Origin of the sequence: Lactococcus sp. bn62, from assembly GCF_029492705.2 — a bacterium.
Taxonomy (GTDB): Bacteria; Bacillota; Bacilli; order Lactobacillales; family Streptococcaceae; genus Lactococcus; species Lactococcus petauri.
Window position 1 is genome coordinate 693070 of record NZ_CP120417.1, and the last position, 16477, is coordinate 709546.

At 38.5% G+C, this 16477-nt stretch carries 15 protein-coding genes, 1 other RNA gene and 1 riboswitch; of the genes, 13 read left to right on the forward strand and 3 right to left on the reverse strand.

What is annotated here, in order from left to right; translation table 11 throughout:
• Window positions 1-196 precede the first annotated feature (196 nt).
• Entirely contained in the window at window positions 197-2185 is a 1989-nt protein-coding gene (gene metG / locus P3G65_RS03790) for a methionine--tRNA ligase (protein ID WP_019335672.1), read from the forward strand.
• Window positions 2186-2217: 32 nt separating this feature from the next.
• Here metG and P3G65_RS03795 read toward each other — a convergent pair whose 3' ends face one another.
• Window positions 2218-3063: an SDR family NAD(P)-dependent oxidoreductase gene (locus tag P3G65_RS03795; RefSeq protein WP_019335671.1), complete on the reverse strand. Its 846-nt coding sequence runs from the start codon at window positions 3061-3063 to the stop codon at window positions 2218-2220.
• Window positions 3064-3205: 142 nt separating this feature from the next.
• On the opposite strand from P3G65_RS03795, the gene P3G65_RS03800 reads away from it, so the two are divergent.
• The 3 genes from P3G65_RS03800 to P3G65_RS03810 all read left to right on the forward strand — a co-directional run bounded on the left by P3G65_RS03800 (window position 3206) and on the right by P3G65_RS03810 (window position 4831).
• On the forward strand, window positions 3206-3445 hold the full coding sequence (locus P3G65_RS03800; protein WP_004258747.1) for a DUF2829 domain-containing protein: 240 nt from the start codon (window positions 3206-3208) through the stop codon (window positions 3443-3445).
• Complete coding sequence (locus tag P3G65_RS03805) at window positions 3438-4157, forward strand: 3-oxoacyl-ACP reductase (RefSeq protein ID WP_019335670.1); 720 nt, start codon at window positions 3438-3440, stop codon at window positions 4155-4157. Before P3G65_RS03800 ends, P3G65_RS03805 begins: the two co-directional genes overlap by 8 nt.
• A gap of 62 nt (window positions 4158-4219) precedes the next feature.
• A riboswitch (PreQ1 riboswitch) is annotated at window positions 4220-4323 on the forward strand.
• Window positions 4322-4831: a QueT transporter family protein gene (locus P3G65_RS03810; protein WP_019293781.1), complete on the forward strand. Its 510-nt coding sequence runs from the start codon at window positions 4322-4324 to the stop codon at window positions 4829-4831. It overlaps the preceding riboswitch by 2 nt.
• Before the next feature lie 54 nt (window positions 4832-4885).
• Here the strand turns inward: P3G65_RS03810 and P3G65_RS03815 are convergent, their stop codons facing one another.
• Window positions 4886-5671, reverse strand: a complete 786-nt coding sequence (locus P3G65_RS03815; protein ID WP_019293780.1) for a Cof-type HAD-IIB family hydrolase — start codon at window positions 5669-5671, stop codon at window positions 4886-4888.
• A 151-nt stretch (window positions 5672-5822) separates the two neighbouring features.
• Here P3G65_RS03815 and P3G65_RS03820 point away from each other — a divergent pair, with 151 nt between their 5' ends.
• From P3G65_RS03820 to P3G65_RS03855, 8 genes are all read left to right on the forward strand, one after another.
• Window positions 5823-6605, forward strand: a complete 783-nt coding sequence (locus P3G65_RS03820; protein ID WP_019335669.1) for an ankyrin repeat domain-containing protein — start codon at window positions 5823-5825, stop codon at window positions 6603-6605.
• Between the two features lie 118 nt (window positions 6606-6723).
• On the forward strand, window positions 6724-7149 hold the full coding sequence (locus tag P3G65_RS03825) for a universal stress protein (RefSeq protein WP_019293778.1): 426 nt from the start codon (window positions 6724-6726) through the stop codon (window positions 7147-7149).
• 127 nt (window positions 7150-7276) lie between these two features.
• On the forward strand, window positions 7277-9640 hold the full coding sequence (locus P3G65_RS03830) for a DNA translocase FtsK (protein ID WP_107106187.1): 2364 nt from the start codon (window positions 7277-7279) through the stop codon (window positions 9638-9640).
• Entirely contained in the window at window positions 9637-10638 is a 1002-nt protein-coding gene (holA, locus tag P3G65_RS03835) for a DNA polymerase III subunit delta (protein ID WP_107106188.1), read from the forward strand. Before P3G65_RS03830 ends, holA begins: the two co-directional genes overlap by 4 nt.
• 112 nt (window positions 10639-10750) lie before the next feature.
• Window positions 10751-11140, forward strand: coding sequence for a DivIVA domain-containing protein (locus tag P3G65_RS03840; protein ID WP_004258719.1), 390 nt, complete (start codon window positions 10751-10753; stop codon window positions 11138-11140).
• 35 nt (window positions 11141-11175) lie between these two features.
• Window positions 11176-11539, forward strand: an RNA gene (gene rnpB / locus P3G65_RS03845) — RNase P RNA component class B.
• 57 nt (window positions 11540-11596) lie between these two features.
• Complete coding sequence (locus P3G65_RS03850; RefSeq protein ID WP_019293774.1) at window positions 11597-12754, forward strand: class I SAM-dependent RNA methyltransferase; 1158 nt, start codon at window positions 11597-11599, stop codon at window positions 12752-12754.
• 21 nt (window positions 12755-12775) lie between these two features.
• On the forward strand, window positions 12776-14623 hold the full coding sequence (locus tag P3G65_RS03855) for a cell division site-positioning protein MapZ family protein (protein ID WP_040086529.1): 1848 nt from the start codon (window positions 12776-12778) through the stop codon (window positions 14621-14623).
• A gap of 54 nt (window positions 14624-14677) precedes the next feature.
• Here P3G65_RS03855 and P3G65_RS03860 read toward each other — a convergent pair whose 3' ends face one another.
• Complete coding sequence (locus tag P3G65_RS03860; RefSeq protein WP_019335665.1) at window positions 14678-15421, reverse strand: MurR/RpiR family transcriptional regulator; 744 nt, start codon at window positions 15419-15421, stop codon at window positions 14678-14680.
• Window positions 15422-15560: 139 nt separating this feature from the next.
• Between P3G65_RS03860 and gnd the strand changes: the two genes are divergently transcribed.
• Window positions 15561-16475, forward strand: a complete 915-nt coding sequence (gene gnd, locus P3G65_RS03865; RefSeq protein WP_284071334.1) for a phosphogluconate dehydrogenase (NAD(+)-dependent, decarboxylating) — start codon at window positions 15561-15563, stop codon at window positions 16473-16475.
• Window positions 16476-16477 lie beyond the last annotated feature (2 nt).

The window sequence follows — 16477 nt, forward strand, 5'->3', positions numbered from 1 at the left end:
TAACATACCTTATCGGTTGGCAAATAACACGGGAAACTGAGAGTAAATTTATTTTAGCGAAAAATCAGTAAAACTTATTTAGAATAAGATTTACTTGAAAAGGATATGCTATAATAGAAACAAGGCTTTTTTCAATCTACAATTGGAAAAATACTAATCAAGTGGCTTTCATTAGGGCACGAATTAGGAGAAAAAAATGACTGAAAACAAAAACTTTTATATCACAACGCCGATTTATTATCCCTCAGGGAAATTACATCTCGGTTCAAGCTACACAACGATTGCTTGTGATGTTCTCGCACGTTACAAACGTTTGATGGGCTTTGATACGTTTTATTTAACAGGCCTTGATGAACACGGCATGAAAATTCAACGTAAGGCTGAAGAGTTGGGAATGACACCTAAAGAATATTTGGACCCAATGGCGGAAGATGTTAAAGAACTGTGGAAAATGCTGGATATTTCTTATGACAAATTTATCCGTACTACAGATAAATATCATGAAGAAGCCGTTCAAAAGGCATTTGAACAACTTCTAGCACAAGACGATATCTACTTGGATAAATATGCGGGTTGGTATTCTGTTTCTGATGAAGAGTTCTTTACGGAGACACAGTTGGAAGAAGTTTACCATGATGCAGATGGTAAAGTCATTGGTGGTAAAGCACCATCAGGGCACGAAGTAGAATGGGTCGAAGAAGAGTCATATTTCTTCCGTATGAGCAAGTATGCGGACTGGCTCTTAAGTTATTATGAATCACATCCAGATTTTATCCAACCTGAGATTCGCAAAAATGAGATGATCAACAATTTCATTAAACCGGGCTTGGAAGACTTGGCTGTGAGTCGTACGACCTTCACTTGGGGGATTCCTGTAAAATCCAATCCGAAACACGTGGTTTATGTTTGGCTTGATGCCTTGCTTAACTATGTAACTGCTTTAGGTTATGGTTCAGATGATACCAGCAAACTGGATAAATTCTGGCCCGGTGTGAATATGGTCGGAAAAGAAATCGTACGTTTCCACACTATTTACTGGCCAATCATGCTTCATGCTTTAGGTATGCAACCACCAAAACAAGTCTTTGGTCATGGATGGTTGGTGATGAAAGACGGTAAAATGTCAAAATCTAAAGGAAATGTCGTTTATCCTGATATGTTGGTGAATCGCTATGGTTTAGACACAGTGCGTTATTATCTCATGCGCGCATTACCTTTTGGTTCTGATGGTGTCTTTTCACCAGAAGACTTTATTGACCGTATCAACTATGATTTGGCAAATGATCTTGGAAACTTACTCAATCGTACAGTTGCTATGGTCAACAAATATAATGGTGGTGTTTTGGTTAAGAATGACGCAACAACAGAATTTGATGCTGCCTTGGAAACAGTCCTTGCTGAAACTTTGGAAAAATTCCACACAGCTATGGATAAGTTTGAATTCAATGTTGCTTTAAATGAAGTTTGGGTTCTTATCTCACGTACAAACAAATATATCGATGAAACAGCGCCTTGGGTCCTTGCGAAATCTGAAGATGACAAAGATAAACTTAATAATGTGCTTTATCATTTAGCAGAAAATCTTCGTATTGTTGCGGCACTCTTGCAACCTTTCATGCGTGCAACAAGCAAGAAGATTTTTGGTCAATTAGGTTTAACTGAAGAAGAGTTCTCTTTAGAAGATTTAGCTTTTGGTTACGAATTTACGCATAAAGTTGTAGAAAAAGGTGAACCTGTCTTCCCTCGTTTGGATAAGGAAGAAGAAGTAGAATACATCAAGTTACAAATGGCTGGTGGAAAACTTCCTGAAAAAGAATGGGTGCCAGAGGATGTTAAACTCAATCTTACTTTACCAGAAATTAAGTTTGATGATTTTGAAAAGATTGAGTTGAAAGTCGCTGAAGTTCTGGAAGTCAGCCGTGTTGAAGGTTCAGATCGTTTGCTTCGCTTTAAGTTAGATGCAGGTGATGAAGAACCACGTCAAATCTTGTCAGGAATTGCCGAATTTTATCCTAACGAACAAGACTTTGTCGGTAAAAAATTACAAATCGTGGCGAACTTAAAACCACGTAAAATGATGAAGAAATATGTCAGTCAAGGGATGATTCTCTCTGCTGAATTTGATGGTAAGTTGCGTGTGCTTGAAGCACCTGCTGACGTACCTGCCGGATCATTAATCGGGTAATAAAAATAGAGAGCAAGAAGTGCTCTCTATTTTTATTTTTTACGCTTACCCATTTGTTTCAATCCGAGATTAAAAAATTTAATATAAAGTTTAGGATGTGCACGCGCTGTATGTACCATCATACGGTCCAAAAAGGAGTTGTAATAACGAGCTTGAGCTTTCTTATCTGTTGCTGCTTTATAAAAAACTTGTGCCAAATCCGCAGAAGTCGCTGAACTCCCAAAGTTACCACTAAGTGCTGCGCGTACAGTTTGAACTAAAGGCTGGTAAGGGCTATCTGGATGAAGATTTTTTTCGGCATTTTCCATAGCGATGGTACTCCAGTTGGAAGCAGTACCGCCTGGTTGTACAACGATTGATCGAATGCCAAAAGCTTTAACTTCCGTATCAAGAACATCAGACCATTGTTGCATTGCAGCTTTTGTCGCATGATAAAAAGCACCTAGCGGCATGTAGACATCACCACCGATACTTGAAATGTTAACGATTCGTCCAAAGTGTTGTTGACGCATGATGGGAAGGACCAGTTGTGTCAATTCTACAGCTCCAAAGAAATTTGTCTCAAATTGTTTGCGAACATTTTCCATGGGAATTTCTTCAGCGGGACCATACTCACCGTAGCCGGCATTATTGATTAACACATCAATTCGTCCTGCATGATTAATGATATGTTGGATAAAGTTTTGGTTACTTTTGCTGTCTGTAACATCAAGTTTTAGTGGGATAATTCCCTCATCAGTGGGGATTTTTTCAACACGACGTGCGCCAGCATAAACCTGCCAACCGCGTTGAGCAAAAGTTTTGGCAGCTTCATAACCCATGCCGTTTGATGCACCGGTGATGATAACAATTTTTTGATTATTTTCTGTATTTTTCATAGCTTCATTCTAGTTGAAGCAAATCATCTTGTCAAGCTGAAACAAAAAATGACAAAATAAAGCACAAAATGTTAAAATTAAAACACTAATTAAAACACTACTAATATAAGAAGAGTGATGCAGTTTCAGAAAGGAATTAAAGATGACATTTGAAGAAATTCTTCCAGAACTTAAAGCAGGGAAAAAAATAGTACGCACAGGCTGGGGAGGCGCAGAAAACTATGTTGCCTTATATGACAGTATTACACTTGATAACGGTGAAAAACTGCAAGTTACACCTTACTTTCTGATTAATGTCACAGGAGAAGGTGAAGGTTTTAGCATGTGGGCGCCTACACCTTGTGACGTATTGGCGACAGACTGGATTTTAGTGAATGACTAATCAAAAATTTAAAGGGAAAAAGGTTCTAGTAACAGGAGCAGCCAGCGGAATTGGTCAAGCCCAAGCGCAGGCTTTTATACAAGCAGGTGCAGAAGTTATTGGCGTGGACTTACAAGAATTCTCTGCAGATTTTAGGACTATCGTCTGTGATGTTTCCTCTCCTGAAAAGGTAGCACAATTAGCCGCACAGGTAGGTGAAATTGATATCTTGCTTAATACAGCAGGTCGGCTTGATGACTATCGGACGATGGAAGACACGGACTTTTCACTTTGGAAAAAAATCCTAGCAACTAATCTTGACAGTATGTTTCTCGTGACCTCTGCCTTTTTGCCTCAAATGAAAAAGCAAAAGTCTGGTGCAATCATCAATATGGCTTCAGTTGCCGGTCTAGTTGCCGGTGGTGGAGGTATTGCCTATACTGCAAGCAAGCATGCTATTGTTGGTTTTACAAAGCAACTTGCCTTAGATGAAGCGCAGCATGGTATCCAAGTTGCCGGTATTGCTCCTGGCGCCATCGATACACCGATGAACGCTAAGGATTTTACTGAAAATAATGGAGAAATGGCAAAATGGGTAGCAAAAGAAACTCCAGCAAAACGCTGGGCAAAACCTCAAGAAGTTGCAGATTTGACCCTATTTCTAGCCAGTCCAGAAAGTTCCTATTTGACGGGGGCAGTGGTTCCTATCGATGGCGGCTGGACAATCAAATAAAAACTCAGTCTTTAAGGCTGAGTTTTTTATACCCCAGAGAAGTCTTTTCATTTTTCAAGAAAATTGATATAATATAAAAGTTGCAAATTATCAGCAATCCTCAGGACTTTTAACCTTTGCCTGAGCATATTACAGGCGGTATTCAGCCGCTAAAGGAGAAAAAATTGAAAAAATCTACTGTTTACGACATGGTGACGATTGCCATTGTTGCTGCTCTTTACGTTGTCCTTACGATGACACCACCACTCAATGCCATTTCATATGGTCCCATGCAATTTAGGATTTCAGAAATGCTCAACTTTACAGCTTTCTTTAATAAAAAATATATTATTGCTGTGACTATTGGATGTATGATTTCAAACTTCCTCAGCTTTACTTGGGTTGATGTTATCGTGGGTGGTCTGTCAACGCTTATCTTCTTGACTTTAGGAGTGCTACTTTTTGAACGCTATATGAAACAGTACTTTTTCAATGGTCAGCTCAATAAAGCCTTTTTCTACTTTGCAATATTTTTCTCAATCAGTATGGTAACTATCGCTTTGGAAATGCATTTTCTTTTCGGAATGCCTTTCTTCTGGACCTGGTTTACATTAGCTGTGGGTGAATTTGCAAGTTTGCTTATTGGTGCAATTATTATGGATAAACTGGGCAAGCGGATTGACTTGACCAGATAAAATAAGAGAATAAAAAAAGCAGTGTGTCTAGAGGACGCTCTGCTTTTTTGGTGTCTAAATAAAGTTCCAATGTTTAAAGGCATTCACAATACCTTTTTCTGTATTTTTACTGCTGATAAAATCAGCGATTTCTTTGAGTTCAGGTACTGCGTTACCCATAGCTGTACCATGGTCTGCAGCAGCTAAAAGATGGAGGTCATTTCGTCCATCACCAAAAGCATAGGTTTCCCCCTTAAAGTTGAGGACGTCCTTCACATGTGTAATCCCAGTACCTTTATTGGTCGAGATGTTTGTAATATCGATAGAAGTAGGAGCATTCATAAAGAAATTAAGTTCGGGCATCTGTGCTTTGTAATAATCCACTTGTGACAGTTTATCAGTCAATAACAAGAGCATATTGACTTCTTCTGATTTGTAACCTTCGGGGTCAATCTCGGGAAGTGGCATATGTGTATAAGCATAAGCTTGACGGACAAAATCCGTATGACGATCTACCCAATAGCCCTCTTTGCCATAAAAGGCAAGTGCTTCGTCTTGCTCGATAGCTAACGTGTGTAATTTTTCGATGTTTTCAATTGAAATAGGATCTTTATATATCGTTTGGCCATCTAAAACAATATATTGTCCATTCATAGCAACAGCACCGGTGATGCCAGTGGCTGCCATAATATTGTCAAGCTCAAAATGTCCACGTCCTGTGGCAATAAAGGGAAGGACACCATTACGGCGAATTTCGTGAATAGCATCGATGACATCAGGGTCTAGCTGACTCTGTCCGTTAAGTAAAGTTCCGTCAAGGTCAAAAAAGGCCAAAGCCTTGTAAGCGTTTATATTTTCCATAAGTTCATTGTATCACAATAGTATATTTTATTGTTAATAATCTTCTTTTAGTATTATCTATCCTGGATTATTTCAAAACCACTCTAAAAGTTATAAGTCAGAATTTTTTTAATAATATACGATAAATGTTAAGATGAACTTATAGCATAGAATGAAACGAAAGGATGTGGTTGCTTTGAGGAAATATCTGATTCTCTCTGGACTAGCCTTTGTTCTTTTAGTAGGCTGTTCCAAACAAGATAATCAAAGTTCTCATGAAGGCGAAGCTAAACAAAGCACTACGATTTCGACTTCACAAAAGGCAGCATCCACCAACGAAAAGGCAACTTCGAAAAAAGAGGAGGTCAAACCGATGAAAGTTTTAGAGGCTGTAACAGAAAAGAAGAGCTTATCTGAAATTGAAAAAAGTATCAAAGCTAATCAGTCAGATATTAATGAGAGGAATGCACAAGGAGAATCACCTTTACTTATCGCGACTCATGAAAATAATGTTGCCCTAGCTCAGCTATTGATAGATAATGGGGCAGATGTTAATTTACAAGATCACATTCAAGACTCGCCTTACCTTTACGCAGCGGCTCAAGGTAAAACCGAAATCCTGCGATATATTTTGCAACACAGTAAACCTAACCAAAAAGTCTATAACCGCTTTGGAGGAAATGCTTTGATTCCAGCAGCTGAAAAAGGACATTTGGAAAATGTGAAAATGTTACTGGAAGACGGTCAAGTGGATATTGATCATCAAAATAATTATGGATATACAGCATTGATTGAGGCAGTGGCATTGAGAGATGGTTCAGCACACTATCAAGAAATCGTGAAGACCCTCTTGCAATATAAAGCAAACACTGAATTACGTGATAACAATAATTTAACGGCCTTAGATTATGCCAAACAGCTCGGATATTCAGGTATGATTAATTTATTAAGTTAAATAATATGGATATAAGCCAATTCAATGAGAAAAAAGTGATAAAAAACAAAAATTTTAAACTTTTTATTGGACTTTGATATGAAAATATCTTATAATAAAGAAAAAGGAGGCGTTTACAATGAGAGAAAATTACAAAAATATTTTAGTCGCAGTAGATGGATCTGATCAAGCAAATCAAGCTATCCAAGAAGCTATTGAGATTTCTAAAAGAAACCAAGCATCTTTATTTGTAGTACATGCTAAAGACGTTGCGCAGCTGTATGGCACAGCTTACATCATGCCAGCTGTTTTGGAAGAAGCGGAAAAACAATCAACAGAAATTCTTGATGAAGCAGGAAAACTTATTGGTGACAAAGTTGAGTACAAAGCTTTTCAAGTGAGTGGTTCTCCTAAAAAAGAAATCGTTGATTTTGCTGAGGAAAATGATATTGACTTGATTGTTATGGGTTCAACAGGTAAAGGTGCTATTGACCGTGTACTTGTGGGATCAACTGCAAGTTATGTTGTTAACCATGCACCATGTAATGTTATGGTTGTAAAATAATGAAGCAAAATAAAAGTCGAAAGCACAAGCTTTCGGCTTTTTAATGTCTTAAAAGCCAGTATTGAAAGATAAGCCTGTAAAATGTTACAATAAAGAGTAATATTAAGTTTTAGAACAGAGAAATAATATGCCCGCAAAAAGAACAACAAAAAGTAAATCAAAACCAAAAGCGAAGCGTTCAACAGCAAAGAAACCATCGACTAAAAAGTCAAATACTAAATTTTGGACGGCTAATAAAAAAATGGCGGCTTTTTTTGGGAGCTTTATTATCATTTTATTTGCTTTAGCACGTTTGGGCTTATTTGGTGTCTTTTTATATAATGTCACCCGACTGGCTGTAGGATCATTAGCAATCACTTTCTTATTAATCGTTTTATTCGTCATGTTTATGACGGTTTTCAAAAAGGATTTCTTTCGTGAAAACAAACGCTTTTTACCAGGGTTAGCTCTCTTTTTCTTTGGACTTCTTCTTGTTTTTCATGCGAGATATGATGTCCTGTCTCCCAATAAAAATGCTTTAGTTTTAGCAATGTCTGATCTGAAAAAAGGACAGGTGACGCATTTTCTTGGCGGTGGTTTTTTAGGAGACTTGTTTTTTGGTCCAGCTAAAGCCCTCTTTTCCGTAATAGGTGTTTATATTATTGTGGGAATTCTGTGGCTTATCGCATTGTATCTTATGGCACCCGCTTTGATTGCACGGCTACGTATTTTTCTTAAAAGAAATATAAGCGAAACACGTACGCGTATGGCAGATCGTGCTGAAGCAAAACGTGCAGCAGCACTCTTAGAAGAAAAAGCCAAAGCTCAAGAAGAAGCTGAAAGAAACTTACGGGCGATGGAAGCAGAAGAAGTTCCTCTCCCAAGTGAACCCCTGTTTGAAGAAAATACAACTTCCAACTTTTCCGAAATTCCTATAGCTATTCCTGATACGCCAGTATCACCTACAAAAGAAATGGGGGTTATAGAACCGCAAGAGGAAGTAGAGGATGACCAAGAGCCAATCAGTTTTGAACGTTCTGTTGACAACGAGTTTTATCAACTTCCGACGATTGATTTATTGGAAGAAATTCCAACAAAAAATCAAGCGGGAGAACGAGAAAATGTCCGCAAAAATATTCAAATCCTAGAGCGAACATTAGAATCCTTCAAGATTTCGGCATCAGTTGAATCTGCTGTTGTAGGCCCATCCGTCACCAAGTACGAAATTAAATTAGCTACCGGAGTGAAAGTTTCGCGTGTTGTCAACTTATCAGATGATCTAGCTTTAGCTCTGGCAGCAAAGGATGTACGGATTGAGGCACCAATACCTGGGAAATCCCTTATCGGTATCGAAATTCCTAACAGTGAAGTTGCAACCGTTGGTTTCCGTGAACTTTGGGAAAATGCTCAACCCAAAACGAACAGTTTGCTCGAGTTGCCTTTAGGAAAAGCTTTAGACGGTACGATTCGTACTTTTGATATGACACGGATGCCTCACTTACTTGTAGCAGGTTCTACAGGTTCAGGTAAGTCGGTTGCTGTGAACGGTATTATCACTTCTATCCTGATGAAAGCCTTGCCTAGTGAGGTTAAATTCTTGATGGTCGATCCTAAAATGGTTGAACTTTCTGTTTATAACGATATTCCTCATCTTCTTATTCCTGTGGTAACGAACCCTCGTAAAGCATCACGTGCCTTACAAAAGGTGGTAGATGAAATGGAAAACCGCTATGAACTCTTTAGTCAAGCAGGAGTACGTAATATTGCAGGTTATAATGAAAAAATAGAAAAACACAATGCACAGTCGAATGAAAAATATCAAACCTTACCATTAATCGTCGTTATTGTCGATGAGCTCTCTGACTTGATGATGGTAGCCAGTAAGGAAGTTGAAGATGCGATTATCCGTCTTGGACAAAAAGCCCGTGCAGCTGGTATCCATATGATTTTAGCAACGCAACGTCCATCCGTTGATGTCATCTCTGGCTTGATTAAGGCAAATGTTCCTTCACGTGTCGCTTTTGCTGTATCCAGCGGGACAGATTCTCGCACAATCATTGATACAAATGGTGCAGAGAAACTTTTAGGACGGGGGGATATGCTCTTTAAACCCATTGATGAAAATCATCCTGTACGTTTACAAGGCGCCTTCTTATCAGATTCTGATGTTGAGTCAGTCGTGAATTTTATTAAAAATCAATCCCAAGCTGACTATGATGAAAGCTTTGATCCTGGTGAAGCTGAAGAAGACAGCAGCCGTGGCACAGCAGCACCATCAAATTCAGCTGATCCCTTGTTTGAAGAAGCGCGCAATATGGTTATTTCTGCTCAAAAAGCCTCGACGGCCCAGTTGCAACGTGCGCTTAAAGTCGGTTTCAACCGCGCTTCCGATCTGATGAATGAACTGGAGGCAGCAGGTATTGTCGGCCCAGCCAAAGGTACAACACCACGAAAAGTTCTCGTTACAAAAGATGGAGAGTTTTTAGAAGGACAGGAGTTTGACGAAGCATGAGCGCTTTTGAAGAATTAGAAAAAATAAAAAAAGCAGGTCTGCCTCAAATATTGGTACTTTACGGAGAGGAAGAAGATCTTGTTCAAGAACTAAAAAGTCGGCTTTTAGAGTATGTCCATTTTGACAGTACGGACTTAGGGCAAGCATATTTTGACCTGAATAATGCCAATGCAAATCTTGCCTTAGAAGAGCTAGAGAGTTTGCCTTTCTTTGTTGAGCAAAAGCTGGTTATTTTAGAAAATCTCACAAATCTTACAACAGTAAAAAAAACGGTTTTTGATGAAAAACAGACAGTGCGTTTTGAAAATTTTTTGAATGATCCAGTCGAAACTACACAGCTGATTCTTATTTTACATGGTAAGTTAGACAGTCGACTGAAACTCACGAAAAAGCTAAAAACACAAGCCACTCTGCTCGAAGCACAAGAACTAAAACCTCAAGAGTTAAGTCGAGTTTTTGCCGATACAGGCCTTTCTGGAACTATTCTCCAAAGGATATTTGAAAAATCAAATTTTTCTTTTCCAGTAATCAAACAAAACATCTCCTTGTTAAAAACATATGTGGGAGAACGAACAATTACTCTGGCGGATGTCGAAAAAGTTGTTCCTAAATCTCTCCAAGATAATATTTTTTTGTTGACCGACTTGATTTTGAAGGGTGATGTGAATCAAGCACGTGATTTAGTTCATGATTTGACTTTGCAAGGTGAGGAGTTAATCAAAATATTGGTTATTTTGACAAATTCCTTCCGGCTTTATTATCAGGTAAAACTGATGCAAAATAAAGGTTGGAATGAACAGAAACAAACTTCTTATCTTAAAATTCACCCCTATCGTGTCAAGTTAGCAAATCAGCAAGTACGTAACATGCAGGAAAGCTTTCTGGCACAAGCTACATTGTCCCTCATTGAACTTGATTGTAAAATAAAAAGCTCAGGAGTAGATGCAAATTATTTGTTTGATTTAGCCTTGATTAAGTTAGCTTTGAAAGACTTATAACAAGCCATTTATCCGGATATTTTCCAGTGGATAATTGACTTGAAAAATTAAAAAATTTCTGCTATGATTAAAGATGATAAAACTTTGATATGAAATGATAAAAGAGGACGATATGGCAACATTTAAATTTACACCTAAAGATATCTATGAAGCTGACTTTGGAACAAAAATGCGTGGTTATGATAAAGAAGAAGTTGACGAGCTCCTCGATGACGTCATTCAAGATTACGAAGCTTTTCAAGCAGAAGTATTGCGCTTGCAAGAAGAAAACGAGTTTTTGAAGAAAAAAATCGTAGAACTTGAATCTCAAGCAAGTCGTCCTAACCAAGCAAATTTGGAAGAAACACAACGTTTGGATAACATGAGCCGCGTGGTTTCAAGCCGAATCAATAAACCAAAAACAGAAATTGGTCAACCAAGTAACTTTGAGCTTCTTAAACGTATTAACCGTTTGGAACAAGCTGTTTTTGGTCCAGGAAGTGCTTCAAGTGAAGAAGCATAAAGCTGACTTCATAATTTAATGAAAAAGAAAAAACAGTTTTTGGATAACTGCGTGATACCTTTGGTATCATGAGGAAAGTCCATGCTCGCACGGGCTGCGATGCCCGTAGTGTTTGTGCTTGGTGAAACAATAAACCAAGGTAGGAGTGTCATGCCTAACGGCTGAAGAAAGTGCTAAGTCTTTTGATATGCATGAGTATTCTGTAAAAGTGCCAAAGAGACGAGGCTTGCTGGAAACGGTAAGATTGGAACGTGGTAAACCCCTCAAGCGAGCAACCCAAACTTATGGTCGGGGCACTTGACTAGCCGAATTGAAGGCGTGGTCGAGGGGGAAGACTATCTTCCCCAGACAGATGGTTATCGACGGTCGCAAGACCTGAACAAAACATGGCTTATAGAAAACTGTATGACACGCTGGGCTAGTCCCAGCTTTTTTTAGAAAGAAACAAAGGAACAAATGAAAAATAATTTTAAGCTGATAGCGACTGCTGCAGCAGGTCTTGAGAGTTTAGTGGCTCGTGAATTACGCAATATGGAAGTCGAAAATGTTACGATTGATGATCGTTCTCGTGTTTTTTTTACAGGAGATACAAGAACAATTGCTCAAGCAAATACTTGGCTTCGTACAGCAGATCGTGTAAAGATTGTTGTGGGTGAATTTAAGGCACGTACTTTTGATGAACTCTTTGAAAATGTATATGCGCTTGATTGGGAAGATTATATTCCTTTTGGTTCAGCCTTTCCTGTAAGTAAAGCAAAGTCTGTGAAATCAACTTTACATAATGAGCCAAGTGTTCAAGGGATTACTAAAAAAGCTATTGTGAAGAAATTGCAAAAAGCCTATCATCGTCCAGAGGGCGTACCTATCCCAGAAAATGGTGCGGGCTTTTCCATCGAGATTGCGATTCATAAAGATAATGCGACGGTAATGATTGATACCACCGGCGATTCACTCTTCAAACGTGGCTATCGTGTTGAAAAAGGTGATGCTCCATTAAAGGAAAACATGGCAGCAGCGATTATTATGTTGACAAACTGGCTGGCAAATCCAAAACGTATGTTTGTTGACCCGACATGTGGTTCAGGAACATTTACGATTGAAGCTGCGATGTTGGCACTTAATATGGCACCCGGTCTTAATCGCAAGTTTGCCTGTGAAGCATGGTCATGGATGAAGCCAGATGTTTTTGAAGAAGTACGCCAAGCCGCAAAACAAGCTATACGTAAAGATTTAGAGCTTGATATTCAAGGCTTCGATATCGATGGTCGAATGATTGAAATTGCAAAAGGAAATGCACTTGCAGCTGGACTTGACCATGTGATAAAATATAAACAGATGCGTCTGCAAGATTTTCATACAGATGCCCTTGATGGGGTTATTGTATCGAACCCGCCATACGGAGAACGTTTGGGAGATGAAGATTCAGTTGCAGGGCTCTATAAAGAGATGGGTGCAACTTTTGCGCCCCTCGAAACTTGGAGCAAATATATTCTGACAAGTGATATTGCTTTTGAAACACATTACGGAGCTAAAGCAACGAAAAAGCGTAAGCTCTATAACGGAACATTGCGTACAGACTTGTATCAATATTTTGGAAAAAGAATAAAAAAATAAGCAAATGCTATGGAGATCTAAATGACAGAAGAAAAAGATAAAGATATCAAAAATTCTGGCGAAAAAGTCTTAAAACTGGGCGATGTCTCAGATTTCACTGTAGGCGAAATTGTAAAAAAAGCGCAAAGGGTAGATAAAGAAAATAGTGAAAGCGAAAGCGTACTTGACAAATACATTCGTCAACATCGTGGAGAGATTGAAGCTGTTAAAAATCAAGCCTTAGAAAAATATATCCAAACTGAGCGTAAGAAAATGGATCAAGAAGAAACTGTTGATCCTAATGAAGAAGTGATTGTGGCTAAAGAAGAAGAAGCTGAAGAAAAGTTAGCTGAGGCGTCAGAGACACAAGATTCAGAAACTGGCACTCAAGAAGCAGAAACAGTTACTCCATCTAAGGAACCAAACTTCAAAGAAAAAAATAAGTCAGAGTTTGATGAAGTAGAAATTGCTGATGATGTACCTCCTGTTGTTCCTGTACCGGTAGAACTTGTCGATAAGGAAAGTGCAGCTGAACAAGCGGAAGAAACAGAAAGTACAGCACAAGATTTCCCAGAGCTTTCCAATCAAGTTCCTGACTCAAAAGAAGAAGTTGCGGAAACAAGCCCTACAGAAGAGCCAGTTTCGACTGTAGACGAGGAGCTGGAAAACTCAATAGAAGCAAATGAAAATGTACAAGATGAGGAAAAAGAAAGTGCACCTATCGAAGAGGCACAGCTTCCACAAGAAGAAGTTGTTGTGCCTCTAGAAAAAGCACCGGTTGCCGGTGAAACTGTGCCAACACCCTTACCTGTTACACCCGTAGTTGAGTCGGAAGCTTCTGCGCAAGAAGAGCAATCAGAGAAAAAGAAAAATAAGAAACCTTTGATTATTGGACTTTGTGCATTGGTCCTTTTGGCTGCAGGAGGCGCTGGTTATGCACTCTATAATCATAATAATAATGAAAAAGCAGTCAATCAAGCAGCTGTGGAAAACAAAGCTAACTTAAATGCTTTTAATAAAGCTTACGACGAATTTTTTACTGACTCAGATCATCAAGTACTGAAGAATTCTAATTTTGATCAATTGTCAGCTTTGAAAAATAAGCTCAAAACTTTAAAAGGAAGCGATTTTGATACCGCAGAAACAAAGGTAAATGCGCTTGAAGCACAAATAAAAGCAGTTGAAAAAGTTAACGCTCTCTTTAATAAATCAGCTATTGTAGATGGTGAACTTAATAAGGAAGCTCAAGTAAAAGAGGCAGTAAGTATACCAGCGGTTCCAAATACTGAAAATGAGAAACTGAATAAAGTATTGGCTCAAGCAATTAACTTAGCAAAAACACAGCAATCAGAGGCTAAAGCTAAAGAAGAGCAAGCAGCGACGGCTACGCAAAATAATGCAGCTACTCAACCTGGCAATCAAACCTCAGATCAAACTGCAGGAACATCAGCTTCTACTGATACATCAAATGGAACAACAGGAGCCACAACACAACAACAAACAGATAAAAATGCAGCACAAGGTGGAGCTTCATCTGCCACAGCCGTAGCGGCTGATGGTGCCCAAAATCCGACAGGTGCTACGCCAGATAATTCCAATGCGCGTGTTCAACCCCAAGCTAATCTTAATCCACAAGATCCAGCTTTCACTTGGAATCCTGGAATCAGAGATAAAGTATTGAATATTGCGCGTCAGCGTGGTTATATCTCAGGTAATGATTTTATTCTTTTACCAGTCGCTATTCATACAATGACTTCCGGTTTCATGGCTGGTCAAGTTGCAGGTTATTTCAACTTGTATCGTCCAGACGGCAGTTACCTATTAACAATAAATAATAAAACGGGATATTTCTTCGGAAATGGTAAAGGTTTACCTACCGACTTTGGATAAAATAAAAACTTCTTTGTGGATAACAAAGAAGTTTTTTTATGTCTAAAATTATATCTATTGCTTTTCAAGATTTTGCACAATTCTGGATAGAATTAAATCAATAACTGCGACCTGAAAAGTTCGAGGGGTAACATCATAGTTGTGGTAGATAGCAGTCGAAGTATTAGTAGAGATATTTATTTTGCTTAAACGCCCTAGGGGACTACTTTTAGCATTTGTTAGAGAAAGAACTGTGGCACCAGTATGATTGGCTTTTTGAGCAGAATTCGTCAGCCGTTTCGTCTGTCCTGATATGGAGACGTAAATAACCAGACTATGGCGATTAAGAATATTAGGCAATAAATCTAGGAGGGTATCATCCGAAACATGAACGGCAGCATAGTCAAATTGATTTAACTTATGGCTGAAGTAAGCAGCAAGAGATTTAGAAGCTTCAACCCCGGCGATATAAATGGTTTTCGATTTAGATATTTCTTGCGCAAATAACCGCACTTTGTCTGTGGTAATATCTGTGGATAAAAAATTGCAAAAGTTTGTAAGCTCCTCTAAAAAGGAAATCTCATGTTTATTACTTGTCAAACTGAGCAGTTTCTTTGTTTCAAATTTAAACTCCGAAAATCCTGAAAATCCTAATTTTTGGCAAAGTCGTATGATTGAAGTTCCTGAAGAATGGAGCTCTACTGCAAGTTGTGTTAGATTATTATCTAAAAGCTCTGGCTGGCTATCCAGCTTTAACAATATGGATTGTTCTGTGTTGGAGAGCTGTGTACTCTGATAATTGTCAATAAATATTCCCATAAAATTATTATAACATGATTGTGGAGAATTCTCCGTTTTTTGGAGAAAGCGGTTACTTTTTCCGTGTTATAATATTTAAGAAGTAAGGAAGATAAATATAATGTTTTTCTTATAATAGCCATATCAAATAGGAGAGAATATGAATTTTGGACTTATCGGGATTGGTAAAATGGGACTTAACCTTGTAAAAAATGCAGTTGATAAGGGTATGAAAGTGACTGTCTTAGACAACGACGAAACACAAATCAGAAAAGCAGAACTATATTCTGAGCAAGTGATAAGCTGCTCTACTTTAGAAGAATTCATTGAAGTCATACCACAGCCACGGATTGTTTGGCTTATGTTACCTGCAGGAAGTATAATAAATAGTATCGTTGAGGAGTTGACTCAAAAGTTATCCGCTGGAGACATCCTTATTGATGGAGGAAATTCATATTATAAGGATAATCTTCAACAAAATGAAAAGCTAAAAGCTAAGAAAATTGATTTCTTTGATGTTGGTACTTCAGGGGGAATGGCTGGTGCACGTTTGGGGGGGAACTTTATGATTGGTGGTGATAGCAAAAAATCTTGGGAAAAATTGGAACCCCTCTTTCAAAAATTGGCTCAAAAAGATGGCTATCTTTATACAGGTCCGCTTGGCAGTGGCCATTATCTTAAAATGATTCATAATGGCATTGAGTATGGCATGATGCAAGCTATTGCAGAAGGCTTTGAGATTTTAGAAGCTTCTCCCTTTAAATACGACTATGAAGCAGTAGCCAAATTATGGAATCATGGGTCAGTTATTCGTTCGTGGCTTATGGAGCTTGCGGAAGAACAATTTGCAAAGGATGCAAAATTAGATCAAATTATAGGGCGAGTCCAAGCCTCGGGAGAAGGAAAGTGGACAGTCGAAGAGAGTCTAGACTTAGAAGTTCCTGCACCTGTAATTGCCATGTCTTTAATGATGCGTAATCGTTCCTTACAGGAAGATAGCATGAGTGGAAAAGTAGTCGCAGCCCTCAGAAATGGTTTTGGTGGACATGCTGTGGAAAATAAAACTAAGGAGTAAGA

Bases quoted from the DNA above. Each gene is read 5' to 3' on its own strand.
- metG (WP_019335672.1), top strand. From the start codon at position 197: ATGACTGAAAACAAAAACTTTTATATCACAACGCCGATTTATTATCCC.
- P3G65_RS03795 (WP_019335671.1), bottom strand. From the start codon at position 3,063: ATGAAAAATACAGAAAATAATCAAAAAATTGTTATCATCACCGGTGCA.
- P3G65_RS03800 (WP_004258747.1), top strand. From the start codon at position 3,206: ATGACATTTGAAGAAATTCTTCCAGAACTTAAAGCAGGGAAAAAAATA.
- P3G65_RS03805 (WP_019335670.1), top strand. From the start codon at position 3,438: ATGACTAATCAAAAATTTAAAGGGAAAAAGGTTCTAGTAACAGGAGCA.
- P3G65_RS03815 (WP_019293780.1), bottom strand. From the start codon at position 5,671: ATGGAAAATATAAACGCTTACAAGGCTTTGGCCTTTTTTGACCTTGAC.
- P3G65_RS03820 (WP_019335669.1), top strand. From the start codon at position 5,823: ATGAAACGAAAGGATGTGGTTGCTTTGAGGAAATATCTGATTCTCTCT.
- P3G65_RS03825 (WP_019293778.1), top strand. From the start codon at position 6,724: ATGAGAGAAAATTACAAAAATATTTTAGTCGCAGTAGATGGATCTGAT.
- P3G65_RS03830 (WP_107106187.1), top strand. From the start codon at position 7,277: ATGCCCGCAAAAAGAACAACAAAAAGTAAATCAAAACCAAAAGCGAAG.
- holA (WP_107106188.1), top strand. From the start codon at position 9,637: ATGAGCGCTTTTGAAGAATTAGAAAAAATAAAAAAAGCAGGTCTGCCT.
- P3G65_RS03840 (WP_004258719.1), top strand. From the start codon at position 10,751: ATGGCAACATTTAAATTTACACCTAAAGATATCTATGAAGCTGACTTT.
- P3G65_RS03850 (WP_019293774.1), top strand. From the start codon at position 11,597: ATGAAAAATAATTTTAAGCTGATAGCGACTGCTGCAGCAGGTCTTGAG.
- P3G65_RS03855 (WP_040086529.1), top strand. From the start codon at position 12,776: ATGACAGAAGAAAAAGATAAAGATATCAAAAATTCTGGCGAAAAAGTC.
- P3G65_RS03860 (WP_019335665.1), bottom strand. From the start codon at position 15,421: ATGGGAATATTTATTGACAATTATCAGAGTACACAGCTCTCCAACACA.
- gnd (WP_284071334.1), top strand. From the start codon at position 15,561: ATGAATTTTGGACTTATCGGGATTGGTAAAATGGGACTTAACCTTGTA.